The sequence below is a fragment of the Xanthomonas sp. GPE 39 genome (genome assembly GCF_000963005.1).
Lineage (GTDB): Bacteria > Pseudomonadota > Gammaproteobacteria > Xanthomonadales > Xanthomonadaceae > Xanthomonas_A.
The window spans coordinates 1,613,727-1,625,786 of record NZ_JZHZ01000007.1 but is presented as its reverse complement, the minus strand read 5'-3'; the positions used below and the strand labels follow the sequence as shown (position 1 = coordinate 1,625,786).

Annotated in this window: 7 protein-coding genes, 4 tRNA genes and 1 pseudogene; 7 read left to right on the top strand and 5 right to left on the bottom strand. The window is 59.3% G+C overall.

Annotated features, from left to right (window positions below):
- Positions 1–337 precede the first annotated feature (337 nt).
- From XALGPE39_RS06770 to XALGPE39_RS06755, 4 genes are all read left to right on the top strand, one after another.
- Positions 338–413, top strand: a tRNA-Ala gene (locus XALGPE39_RS06770).
- A 44-nt stretch (positions 414–457) separates the two neighbouring features.
- Positions 458–533: transfer RNA gene (locus XALGPE39_RS06765), tRNA-Glu, on the top strand.
- A 109-nt stretch (positions 534–642) separates the two neighbouring features.
- Positions 643–718, top strand: a tRNA-Ala gene (locus XALGPE39_RS06760).
- Between the two features lie 44 nt (positions 719–762).
- Positions 763–838, top strand: a tRNA-Glu gene (locus tag XALGPE39_RS06755).
- A 241-nt stretch (positions 839–1,079) separates the two neighbouring features.
- Here the strand turns inward: XALGPE39_RS06755 and XALGPE39_RS06750 are convergent.
- Genes XALGPE39_RS06750 through XALGPE39_RS06735 form a run of 4 tightly spaced genes read right to left on the bottom strand, consistent with a single transcriptional unit; the run spans position 1,080 to position 7,624 of the window.
- The gene (locus XALGPE39_RS06750) at positions 1,080–4,154 is read right to left on the bottom strand and encodes an efflux RND transporter permease subunit (RefSeq protein WP_045727519.1); all 3,075 of its coding nucleotides are present in this window, start codon (positions 4,152–4,154) and stop codon (positions 1,080–1,082) included.
- On the bottom strand, positions 4,151–5,269 hold the full coding sequence (locus XALGPE39_RS06745; RefSeq protein WP_045729031.1) for an efflux RND transporter periplasmic adaptor subunit: 1,119 nt from the start codon (positions 5,267–5,269) through the stop codon (positions 4,151–4,153). Before XALGPE39_RS06745 ends, XALGPE39_RS06750 begins: the two co-directional genes overlap by 4 nt.
- Before the next feature lie 23 nt (positions 5,270–5,292).
- Positions 5,293–6,126, bottom strand: a complete 834-nt coding sequence (locus XALGPE39_RS06740) for a MipA/OmpV family protein (protein WP_045727518.1) — start codon at positions 6,124–6,126, stop codon at positions 5,293–5,295.
- 28 nt (positions 6,127–6,154) lie between these two features.
- Entirely contained in the window at positions 6,155–7,624 is a 1,470-nt protein-coding gene (locus XALGPE39_RS06735; protein ID WP_045727517.1) for an efflux transporter outer membrane subunit, read from the bottom strand.
- A 98-nt stretch (positions 7,625–7,722) separates the two neighbouring features.
- Here XALGPE39_RS06735 and XALGPE39_RS06730 point away from each other — a divergent pair, with 98 nt between their 5' ends.
- Positions 7,723–8,415: a response regulator gene (locus tag XALGPE39_RS06730; protein ID WP_045727516.1), complete on the top strand. Its 693-nt coding sequence runs from the start codon at positions 7,723–7,725 to the stop codon at positions 8,413–8,415.
- On the top strand, positions 8,412–9,599 hold the full coding sequence (locus XALGPE39_RS06725; RefSeq protein WP_045727515.1) for an ATP-binding protein: 1,188 nt from the start codon (positions 8,412–8,414) through the stop codon (positions 9,597–9,599). The genes XALGPE39_RS06730 and XALGPE39_RS06725 overlap by 4 nt, the downstream gene beginning before the upstream one ends.
- An 11-nt stretch (positions 9,600–9,610) precedes the next feature.
- Here XALGPE39_RS06725 and XALGPE39_RS06720 read toward each other — a convergent pair.
- Positions 9,611–9,982, bottom strand: a pseudogene (locus XALGPE39_RS06720) (transposase); the annotation flags it as partial.
- 521 nt (positions 9,983–10,503) lie between these two features.
- Between XALGPE39_RS06720 and XALGPE39_RS15155 the strand changes: the two are divergent.
- A partial coding sequence (locus XALGPE39_RS15155; RefSeq protein ID WP_200893863.1) for a condensation domain-containing protein occupies positions 10,504–12,060 on the top strand: 1,557 nt, incomplete at its 3' end.

The following is a 12,060-nucleotide window of genomic DNA, read 5'->3' as shown; positions in this document are numbered from 1 at the left end:
GAGTTGAGCATGGTATTTTTCATGGCACTTTCAGGACAACATTTGGTAATGTGTTGATTTGTATGATTGTTTTGGTGTTATTTATGATTGAGTGGGAGTGATTAGGCGTGTCGAAGAAGTCGTAAGCCAAGGAAATGCGCTTGCTATGCCCCGCTTCAATGATGCTTGGACATTCGCGCCTAGTCGGAAAAGTGGCTGTCAGGTCTGTCCTGTCCATGTGCATGTAGATCTCACCACGCGATCAATTGCGACAGCCGATTCGGTCGTGCGGAAAATTCTGCAAAAAAGCTTGCGTGGGGCAGGGGCGGTCGTTAATATTCCGCTCCTCGCAGCATGTGGGGCCATAGCTCAGCTGGGAGAGCGCTTGCATGGCATGCAAGAGGTCGCCGGTTCGATCCCGGCTGGCTCCACCAACTTTTCGGACATAGGCCGTCCGCAAAGCGACATCGTTATCAGCGTCCCCATCGTCTAGAGGCCTAGGACATCACCCTTTCACGGTGGCGACCGGGGTTCGAATCCCCGTGGGGACGCCATTTTTCGATCATGATGCGCACACAAGTCCAGTCTCATCGAACTGTGTGATCCGCCTGTTTTGTACATCGGTGAAAAATCGGGTATGATTCCGCTTCTGCCAGTCCCAATGGGGCCATAGCTCAGCTGGGAGAGCGCTTGCATGGCATGCAAGAGGTCGCCGGTTCGATCCCGGCTGGCTCCACCAACTTTTCGGACATAGGCCGTCCGCAAAGCGACATCGTTATCAGCGTCCCCATCGTCTAGAGGCCTAGGACATCACCCTTTCACGGTGGCGACCGGGGTTCGAATCCCCGTGGGGACGCCACTTTTCAATACACACCCGGCAATGCCGGGTGTGTTTTTTTGTGTGCGGCGCAGTGGCCGCGCAGAGCGATACATCCGCATACCTTGCTCGCTGTTGGAGTCGGTGCCCAGCATCGGCAGGGCACCCCTCCGATGCGGCGCGTCTGCGGCGACGCGCTGCAAGATGGGCTTTGTACAGTTGCGCGTGCTGCGCATCAACCACAACAGCTCAGCATTGAGATGGTCAGTCTGCCGTGGCCTGTTCACGCCGAAGCCCTGACGTCAGTGACCTCGCGTTGAGCATTCCGCGAGAACAGCAGCTCGTACAACACCGGGATCACACCCAAGGTCACCAGCGTCCCCAGCGCCAGACCGCCGATCATGGTGATGGCCATGCCGGTCCACAATGGTCCGGCGAACAGCATCAGTGGGATCAGGCCGACAATGCAGGTGAGCTTGGTCATGACGATCGGGCGCAGGCGTTTGAGTGCCGCAGCGATCACCGCCTCGTGCCGGCTGCGGCCATCAGCCAGTTCCGCCTCGATACATTGGAGTAGCAGCACCGCGTTGTTGACGATGATGCCGGCCAGCGCAAGCAGTCCGAAAGTGGCCATGAAGCCGAACGGATAGCCTGTCACCAGCAGAGCGATGGTGGCGCCGATCAACACGAACGGGATGCTGGCGATGACGATGAACAATTTGCGGAACGAATTGAATTGCCAGATGAACAGCAGCAGGATCGCGCCCAACGCATGCGGCATGTATTGCAAGAGGGCCTGGTTGGCTTCGGCGGCTTCTTCCAGTTCTCCGCCCATTTCGATGCGGTAGCCTGGTGGTAGATGCAGCGACGCCACTTTGTCGGCCAATGCGGCGACTATCTGCTCGGTGGTGAGTTGCCGATTGCGTCCGGTGACGGTAATCGCGCGGCTCAGGTTGCGGCGTATCATCGTCGAAGGCTCCGAGCTCAGTTGGATGTCGGCGATCGATGCCAGCGGCAGCGGTGTGCCACCGGACTGCGGGTAGATCAGGGTCGTGCCGGGATCCCGATCGCGTTCGCGTTCTTCGGAGCCGCCGCGCAGCAGGATCGGCACATTGGTCCCGTCGTCGTGAATCACCGAGGCGTCCATGCCGCTGTAGCGCAACTGCAGTGCCTGGGCGATGTCCTCGCTGCTGACGCCAGCACGCCGCGCCTTGGCCTGGTCCACGTGCACATCGTAGCGCGGGATACGGCTGTCCCAGTCGTCGCTCACGTCAACGGTCCCCGGTAGCGAGCGCAACGCCTGCGCGATGCCGGCGGCGAGGCGACGCAACTGCACCTCGTCCGGGCCGATCACCCGATACATCGCGACGCCCGATTCGGTCGAACCCAGCGAAAAACGCTTAGGATCGGCACGTACCGTTGGATATTGCTGACGCAGATGCCGTTGGACCTTGGCGATCAGCGCATCGACGTCAGTGCCTGGCAACACGCTGATGGTGAAGTAGGCGATGTTGGCTGCCGGCAACGGAGGATTCAGTCCAAGCACGATGCGCGGACCGCCGTCGGCGACGTAGCCGATGCTGTCCACGATTTGCGGGTTCTGTTTGCGATCAGCCAGCCACTGGCTGATCGACTGCACGGTACGCAGCGTCTGTCGCGCATCGCTGCCCGGCTGCAGGGTCACCGGCATCTGGAACTGCAGGCGGTCGGAATTGGGCAAAAAGCTGTAGGGGATCGAGGCCAATACCGCAACGGCCAGTGTCAGCAACGCCAGCATGCTGCCGAGAAACAGCGCCTTGTGCGCCAGCAATGCTTGGATGATGCGCCGATACACACGGTACGGTGCCGAGTCGTAGGTTTCGCCATGGGCAGTGGCATGCGGTCGTGCGAAATACATGCACAACAGCGGCGTGATGGTGATGCTGAGTAACCACGAGCCGAGCAGCGTCACCGCCAGCACGATTGCCAGCGAGCGCATGTATTCGTTGGTGCTGGTCTGACCGAAGAAGAACGGCGAGAACGCCAGTACGATCACCAGCGAGGACGTCAGCAACGGAATCGCCAGGCTCCGCCCGGCGGCCTCGCAGGCTTCGCGGCGGGGTTCTCCCGCAGCCAGACGCCGTTCAATGTCCTCGGCGATGACGATGCCGTTATCCACCAGCAGGCCGAGCGCCAGGATGATCGCGGCGATGGACACGGTCTGCAGTTCTACATCCAGCATACGCATCACGATCAGCGCGCCGAGGATGGTCAGCGGTACGATCGCGCCGACGATCAGGCCAGTACGCCAGCCCAGGAACAGCATCACCACCGCCATCACGATGGCGATGGTTTCGCCCATGACGTGGTGCATCTTGCCCATTTCGCGCTCGACTACGTCGGCCTGGAAGGTGACGACATGCTGGGAAAATCCCACCGGCAGCAGTTTGGCGGTCTCCTCTAGCTTGAGCCGTAAAGCTTTGCCAACATCGGCGACGTTGTTGCCGGGCGTCATCGAGACCGCCACCACCACCGCTGGCTGCCCTTGATAGATCGCGCCAGCTTCGGGTGGATCCACCGGCATCAGCTCGATCTTCGCCAACTGCGCGAGCGGGATCTGGCGTGGGCCGTTGGCGCCTTGCGTGGCGATCAGGGTTTTGCGCAGATCATCGAGGTCGCGCACTTCGCCGGAGGTGGTGACGGTCATGGCCAATCCGGACGCGGCGACCAGGCCACCGCCGGTGACCACGTTCTGCGCACGTAACTGCTGCGCCACCGTGGCAGGGGTCAGGCCGGCTTCGCCGAGACGGGTACGGTCGAATGCAACGTAGACGCGTTCCTCCCGCAGGCCGTGGAAGGTGACGCGGTCCACGCCAGGCACGGTGTACAGCTGCGCGCGCAGTTGTCGCAATGGCCCGAGCATCTCGGCGGTGCTGAAGCCTGGCGCGGTGATGGCGATCGAGGCGATGGCGACGCGGCCGAAATCGTCGTCCACCAGCGGCCCCTGCGTGCCTTGCGGCAACTCCGCGCCAGCCTGGGCCGCCTTGCTACGCACGCGTTGCCACAGCGCCGGCAGGTCCTTGACGCTGTCCTGCGCGGTCACTTGCACGATCGCGCTGCCAGGGTGAATGGTGGTGACGATTTTCTTCAGTCCGTTGATTTCGCGTAGCCGTTCCTCGATTGGCCGCGCCAGCAGGTTCTCCACACGTTCGCTGGACATGCCAGGAAAACCGACTTGCACGATGGCCTCGCGCACGTTCACGCTGGGTTCTTCCTGCGAGGGGAAACCGAGAAAGGTGATGATGCCGCCGATCAGGATCAATGCCGCGCTGAACAGCGCCAGACGGTGCGAATTGAGAGTGGCGCGGGTCAGGTTCATGGCGTGGCGCTTGTGCTGAGACGGGTGGCGGGATGGAAGGGGAGGACGGCCTGGCCGTCGTTAAGAAATGCGGCGCCGGTGGCGACGATGTATTCGCCTGCACGCAGGCCAGCGAGGATTTGCACGCGTTCGCCCTGGATGCGGCCCGTGTCGACCTGACGCCGATGCACAGTCTGGTTGTCCTGGCGATACACGAAGAGCGTCATCTTCTGATTCGTCATGCTCGGGATCAGTGCACTGAGCGGGACGCTCGGCGGTTGCACGGAGGCAGTGGCGGGCAGTGCCAGCAACAGGGTTTCGCCGCTATGCAGTTGCATCATAGCCGAGGCACTATCAAACAGCGCTTGCACGGTGTCGCCGCCCTCCACACGCGTTGAGACGCTGCGTAACCTCAACGGCAAGGCTTGCGTAGGCGCGGTGCTACGGTAAGCGGTGATCGCCTGACCTGGTTGCAGCATCGCTGCGCGCGCCGCAGGTAATGCGGCTACGACTTGCGCATGGTCTTGACCATCCACTTGCAGCACGCTCTGGCCGGCACTGACGATTGCATCTGGCTGCTGCAAGCGGCTCACCACGCTACCGTCGAACGGTGCGCGCAACTCCGATTGGCGCACCGCGCGGCGCGCCAGCGCCAACTCAGACTGTGCGCTGCGCACCCGTGCCTGAGCCGCAGCGAAGCTGCTCTTGGCCGCGGTCAGAGTGGCTGCCGAAGTAGCACCGTCGTCGAACATCGCTTGCTGTTGAGCGAGTTGGGTCTGCTGCTGTTGCAGATCGGCGCTGGCGATGCCGACGTTGGCCTCGGCTTGTTGCAAGCGTAGCCGGTTCGGCTCCGGATCCAGGCGCGCCAGGACCTGACCGGCATGCACCCGGTCGCCGATATCCACGGCGATGTCGGCGATGCGGCCGCCGCCCTCGAAACCGAGTTCGGCCCGCTGTTGCTGACGCACCTGCGCCACGAAGCGTTCGCTGCCCTGATCAACGCCACTGGCGACGATTTCCAATTTGACCGAGCGCGGTGCATCGGCCGCCGGTGTTGTGTCCTGGCTGCAGCCTGACAGCGACAGCACGACCAGCGGCAGCAACAGGGTGATAAGAAGGATGTGACGTGATTTCATGGTCGGCGGTGTCCTGGTCACGATCAGCGGGTATAGGTCATGGTTGCGCCGATGCTGGCGAAGGCGCGGCGTTGCACGACGGGGCTGCCGTCGGCCGGGCCGACATAGCGCGTGGCGTTGAGCAGCAGCGAAACGGTCCAGTGCTTGGAGAGCGTGTGGTCCCAGTCGGCACCGACCGAATAGGCATATATTCCCGCATCAGCACGGTATGGCCGGAAGTTGCTGGCCGTGCTCTGCGCGGCATCGACACCGAAATAGGACTGGTTGAAACGGCGGTCGCCCCAGTGGGCATTCAGGTCCATGGTGATGTTGTCGGTGGGGCGATGCAGCAGGGTGAACTGGGCACCCGCGCGGTAGCGGTTGCGCCGTGCGTTTTCCTTGAGCGCGAATTCGGCTTCCGCCTCCAGCGCCACGGAAGGTGTGAGTTGTTGCATCACCAGGCTGCGCGCGGTGATTGCACCGGCGACGTCGCCCATACCGGCCAACCGATCCGAGCCGGGGCGCCAAGTGCTATTGCGCTGCAGCCGTCCCAGGTCGTAGTAAAACGATTGGCTAGCGGAGAAACCGTGCGCATTCTGAAACTGCACACCAGCACCGCGCACACTATCTACGAACACAATACCGCGCTGCAGGGAGAACACCGGCAGGAGTTGGATGTAGTCGTCGGCCGAGCCGGCATAGCGTGGTGTCAGCATGGCACCGGTACCCAGGCTCAATTCGGTCTTGTCGCCAAAAAGACTGGCACTGGCATTTGTGCTGTGCGACGGGGTATCGGCATCGACGGCATGCGCAGATGCGGACAGTGTCAGCATGGCGACGGCCAGCGCCGAAGACAGGGCGGAGTAGACAGGATTCATGAGCAACCTCGTGGCGGGGCAGTGGGGATCAGGACGCGTGTGGCAGTTGCACGCCGTAGAACGCGTGGAACAGCGCGATGCGGTTCAGCAGCAGGGCCTGGCGTGCTTGCAGTTGCTCCAGTTCGGCTTGCTCGGCCTTGAGCTCGCCGGCGAGCAGGTCGCTGCGGTCTTGCAGGCCTTGCGCCACGCGCTGCCGCATGCGCGCCACGCGCTGGCGTTCGCGCTCCGCGTTTGAGCGCTCGTCCTCCGCGCGCTGTTGCAGGACGGGCTGGGCATCGAGCGCGTCGGCGACTTCGCGGAAGGCGGCTTCCACGACTTTCTCGTAATCGGCGACCGCGCCATCCTTGCGCAGTTGCGCGATGTCCAGATTGGCGCGGTTGCGACCAGCGTCGAAAATCGGCATCAGCAGTTGCGGCATGAAGCTCCAACTGCGGCTGCCAGGCATGAACAGGCCGTTGAGACTGTCGCTGGCGGTACCCAGCGAAGTGCTCAGTTGAATCGATGGAAAGAAGGCGGCGCGCGCTGCGCCGATGTCGGCATTGCGCGCGCGCAGTTCGGCTTCGGCCTGCTGGATATCCGGTCGTTGCAACAACACTTGCGAATCCAGCTCGCGCCATGCCGCAGCGTTGGCGCTGCCTGCCTCTGGCAGGAGCGACTGCAACGTGCCGGTGTTATCTGGCGCGGTGTAGCCGGTCAGCAGTTGCAGCGCACGGCGGGCCGCGGCGTGGTCGCTGCCGGCTTGCAGGGCACGGACCCGAGCTTGATCGCACTCATGGCGTTGCTGGTTCAGCGTGTCGGTGGAGAGTAGCCCGACCTCGTGCTGTCGGTTGGCAATCGCCTGCAGCGCGTTCGTGTGCTCGGCGATTGCCTGTAGGCGCTGCTCAGCCTGCGCGGCGGCGCGCTCGACGGTATAGGCCCGCAGTACTTCGGCGATCAGCGCGCCGCGCGCGGCTTGTTGACCTTGGCGCGAGGCCAGATAGCGCTGCTGTGCGGCGGCCGACAGCGAGGCCAGCTTACCGAACAGATCCAGTTCGAAACCATTCACACCCACCGCAGTGGTGAACAGCTTCTGTCCGTAGCGTTCCTGGGTTGCCGGGTTATCGTAGCTGTGTCGCACGCCCTGTGCGTTGATGCCCAGTTGCGGCAGTTGCTGCGCACGCTCGATGCGGTACTGCGCCCGCGCCTGCTGAACCAGCAGCACGCTGTTGCGAAAGTCGGGCGAGTGTGCCAAGGCTTGGGTCACCAGCGGCGTCAGATCTTGCTGTGGGGAGAAGGTATGTACGAACTGCTGTTCTTCCGGGGTCAGCGTGGCCACGGCGGTCGTGGCGGTATCGTGGCCGGCTGCGGCCACCGCTGTGGATGCGCCCAGCGTGGGCGGCAGAGCTGTTTGCGGACGCTGGTAGACCGGTGTCAAGGAGCAGCCTCCCAACGCGATGGCGAGCACGCAGAGCAGGGGGCTGGCATGACGACGGCGGTGGATGCGGGGCGTTAGAATCATGAGGGGTGGTCTGGTATCCAATCTTGGCCCTCAGTATCGGCGGGCATGTTCAAGCCGCTTTTTAGGAATTTTCAAGATTCCATGAAGGGGTCCATTTCATGCATGCAAAGAAGATCTTGCTGGTCGAAGACGATGCGGACAGCGCCAGCATCCTCGAGGCCTACCTGCGCCGGGATGGTTTCGACGTTGCGGTGGCCGAGGATGGCCAGAAGGCGGTGGCGCTGCATGCGCAGTGGAAGCCGGATTTGGTCCTGCTGGACATCATGTTGCCCATACTCGGCGGTACCGAGGTGCTGTCCACGATCCGCCGCAGCAGCGATACGCCGGTGATCATGGTCACTGCGATGGGCGATGAGCCGGAAAAGCTCGGCGCGCTGCGTTACGGCGCCGACGACTATGTGGTCAAGCCATACAGCCCCAAAGAAGTCGTGGCAAGGGTCTACGCCGTGCTGCGCCGCACCGGATCGGCGCGAGGCAAAGAAGAAGAGCTGTTGCGCCACGACCGGCTCAGCGTCGATACGGCTGCGGTGCGGGCCACGGTGCGTGATGGTCAGGGCCGCGAATCGCCGCTGGAACTGACGCCGACCGAGTTCAATCTCCTGGCGACGCTGATGAAGACCCCGTTCAAAGCGTTCACGCGCAGTGAATTGCTGGAAATCTGCCTGCCAGACAGCGATGCCCTGGAGCGTGTGGTGGACGCGCACGTGCATAACCTACGCAAGAAATTGGAGCAGGAAGGGATTCATGGCCTGCTGATAACCGTGCGCGCAATCGGCTATCGCTTCCAATGATGTGGCCATTTTGCCGTCGCACCGCCCACGCGCCGTTGTGGCAATGGGTAGGGCTGCGCATGAGTGCTTTGGCGGTGTTGACCATCGTGGTGATCGCGTTGGGGATGGTGCTGCGCTTCGCGATCTGGGATTTCTCCACCCTACATCGGTTGCCACCGCAGGTGCGGCAGGAAATGCTGCTATTGCGCGAGGACCCGCACAGTAACGCGCAACGCCTATGGCAACTGTTCGAAACCTACTACGACGTGGTCGATTTCCTGCCCGGACTGGCCAGTCGCGACTGGTGGTTATTGGCGCAGATGGTGCTGGCTTCGATCCCGGTGATCGTGATCTGCGGGCTGATCGCATCGCGCCCATTGTCGCGACAGTTCTCCAACGTAGCCGAAGCCGCACGACGGATCCGCGATGGCGATTTCGCCGCGCGCGCTAGCGTAGTGCCGGGTGCGCCCGATGAACTGGCCGGCTTGGCGATGGATTTCAACAGCATGACCGCGCAACTGCAGCAATACGAACGCGAAGTGCGCGACTCAAGCGCAATGCTGGCGCATGAGTTACGCACTCCGCTCAACGCTGCAATGGGGCGGATACAGGGCATGCTCGATGACGTATTCCCCAGCAATCCGGAACAGTTATCCATGGTGCAGCGCCAGTTAGAGCAGATCAATCGCCTGGTCGGCGATCTGCACTTGCTGTCGATGGCCAGAGCAAACCAGTTGTTACTGGAGCCGCAGTGCTTCCCGCTCGGCGCACTGGTGCGCGAACGCATCGCCTGGGTGGCACAGCCGCTGCAGGAAGCCGGGATGGAGGTGCAACTGTGTATTCCCGAGCAGTTGAGCATGCATGCCGATCGCGACCGCCTCGGTCAGGTTCTGTCAGTGCTGATCGACAACGCGCTGCGCTATGCCGTCGCCGGCAAGCAGTTGTCGATCCAGGGACAGTCCGAGAATGGCGATGTGCTGATCTGTATCGCTGACCGTGGTCCCGGGGTCGCGCCGGAGGTCCTGTCGCGGATGCTGGATCGCTTCTGGCGTGCCGACGATTCGCGTGCTCGCCATTCTGGCGGTAGTGGCCTGGGTTTATCCATTGCCGCAGCGATCTGCCAAGCACATGGTGGCACCCTCGAATTCGCCAACCGCGATGGTGGTGGGTTGTGCGCACGGGTGCGTCTGCCACAGGTGTCATAAGCAGACGCTGCAAGTATTGGCGCGTACCACGCCGCTGTGGACAGTCCGACACAAACACAGGACCGACGCAATGATCGCCCATGCACCTGCACCATGTGCCGCACGGCCTCTCGCTTGCGCGCCGGCCCTAGAGTTTTTTGCGATCAAATCCTTCATCGCCACGTTGTCCAGGGCCAGCTCGGCGTACATCCGCTTGAGCTTGGCGTTCTCGGCCTTGATCTCCTTGACCCGCCGTAGCTCGGAAGCCTCCAAGCCGCCGTACTTGCTCTTCCACTGGTAATACGTTGCCGTGCTGATGCCGGCCTGGCGGCAGAGTCTTTGACCGGTAGCCCGGCGTCAGCCTGCTTGCTGGCTTGGGAAAGATGCCAGAAAGATCTACTGATGCGGTGTCTGCCAGATAGGGGAGCTTACGCTGCTCATTGACGCTCCCGAATTCGCCATTTTCCATGGCCTTGAGATGTCTAGGGAACTCTGGGCGTATCAGTCGCTATTGCTGTAACAATTAATTTGTACAATAAGATTTATTTTTAAGGCAATGTGAAAATTAAGATTAATATAATTTAACATTATGAGGCATGTATTTTTTAGCTTCTCGCTCATTGTCGGGCTGGCAACGAGGCTGCGACAGGTAATTCATTCATGGACTAAAAATTCAGCATTGAAATATCGAGAGATTGAAATTAATTTTTCATTGGATCCTGCGGCTGCGCAATCCATGAAAAATAAATTAATTATTATTTTATAATTTAATTTAATTTAATTTAATTTAATTTAATCATACTTTAATTTGGTGATGATAGAGCTTTCCATTCGCTAAATAATTAAAATTTAGTTTAATCATGGGTTTTCGGTTGAAAACTAATTTTTCGAATTCGAAATAGAAGTAATCCAAGAGGTTTTTGCGATGGATGAAGGTTTAAATATTTGCATGGGCGCGAATGAGGATGCATGGTTTCCTTTGTCGGAAAATCAGCGCGCATTATGGTTTTTATATAAACTTCATCCGGATTTGCAGGGAACTTACAATATAAGTTTTTTTGCGCGAATTCTTGGTGAGATCGATCTTAACCTGTTGAAACGGGCGATTGTAGAGCTGGCAAGTCGTCATGCAATGCTGCGCACTCGTTTTCGCGAGTTAAACTCAGTCCCTGAACAAATGAGCGAGCGTTTTGTAGAGGCGCAGCTCCGATTGGTCGACGTTTCTGAGTTGGATCCATTGTCTCTTGATGAGCTAGTTATAAAGGATAGTTTTCGGCCTTTTGATGTCACAGTCGCCCCGCTATTTAGAGTTGATCTTTACCAAGTTGGCGTGCGAGAAGGTGTTCTATTGGTGACATTCAATCATCTTGTAGTGGATGGTTGGTCATTTTGGCGTTTGATCGAAGAGCTAGGAAATATTTTGGATGAAATGGTTGGGGTGGCCCCATTGAAGCCATGTCATTCCTATGGTCACGAACCCGAACTGAGTTACTCGGATTATGTAAAATGGCAGCGTGACTGGTTGAATGGGGAAGACGGCGATAGGCAATTCACCTATTGGCAGAAAATGCTTGAGGATGAGTGTCCATCCTTGAATCTGCCAGCGCGTGCGCCGTCTGCGCTATTGCCTCCTGCATCCAGAGGTTGCATGTCATTTAATCTGGATGCAGGGTTGTCCGTTAAATTGAGCGAGATGGCAGCGCGCAATCATGCCTCGCTCTATGTGGTTCTTCTAACCACTTATTTTATTTTTCTTCGCCGGCTTACGGGACAGGATGATTTTCATGTTGGCTCTCCGATGCCGGCTAGGAGAGGGCGGAAATGGTCTGAAGTTGTCGGGATGTTCTTTAATCAGATCGTCTTGCGCGCTGGTTTTAATTCTGACCTGACGGTCAGGGAATTGCTGGAGATGGTGCGTAGTCGTGTCAGACGCGCAATGGGAAATCAAGACTTTCCATTTTCCGAGCTCGTGGCGAGACTCAATCCTCCTCGCGAGAAGAATCGTTCGCCATTTTTTCAGACCATGTTTTTGTTTCAGGATGCACGTGGCTCTTCTGATGTGTTGAACATTTTGGCTGGTGGTGAGGATCTTGCACCTGTATCTTGGGGAGGCTTGCATCTTACTCATTTTTGTCATCCTCCGATTTCCGGTGCTGGAGCGCTTGACCTTATCCTGGAAGCAGTCAAATCCGGAAATAAGATATTTTTTCTTTTAAATTTCGACTCCTCGCTTTTCGAGCATTCGACCCTGGAACGCTGGATGGAGCATTGGCGTCATTTGTTAGCTGCGATGGTGGCCGAGGGCGCCGAAGATCAGCTAGTGGATCGTCTGCCGTTGCTAGACGAGGCCGAGCGTCATCAGCTATTGACGCAATGGAATGCAACAGCGGTGGATTATCCACGCGATGCGTGTGTACATGAATTGTTCGAGATGCAGGTAGCACGTGCGCCTTCGGCAATCGCAGTTGTACAGGGTGAGCGA

Bases quoted from the DNA above. Each gene is read 5' to 3' on its own strand.
- XALGPE39_RS06740 (WP_045727518.1), bottom strand. From the start codon at position 6,126: ATGAATCCTGTCTACTCCGCCCTGTCTTCGGCGCTGGCCGTCGCCATG.
- XALGPE39_RS06735 (WP_045727517.1), bottom strand. From the start codon at position 7,624: ATGATTCTAACGCCCCGCATCCACCGCCGTCGTCATGCCAGCCCCCTG.
- XALGPE39_RS06750 (WP_045727519.1), bottom strand. From the start codon at position 4,154: ATGAACCTGACCCGCGCCACTCTCAATTCGCACCGTCTGGCGCTGTTC.
- XALGPE39_RS06745 (WP_045729031.1), bottom strand. From the start codon at position 5,269: ATGAAATCACGTCACATCCTTCTTATCACCCTGTTGCTGCCGCTGGTC.
- XALGPE39_RS06730 (WP_045727516.1), top strand. From the start codon at position 7,723: ATGCATGCAAAGAAGATCTTGCTGGTCGAAGACGATGCGGACAGCGCC.
- XALGPE39_RS06725 (WP_045727515.1), top strand. From the start codon at position 8,412: ATGATGTGGCCATTTTGCCGTCGCACCGCCCACGCGCCGTTGTGGCAA.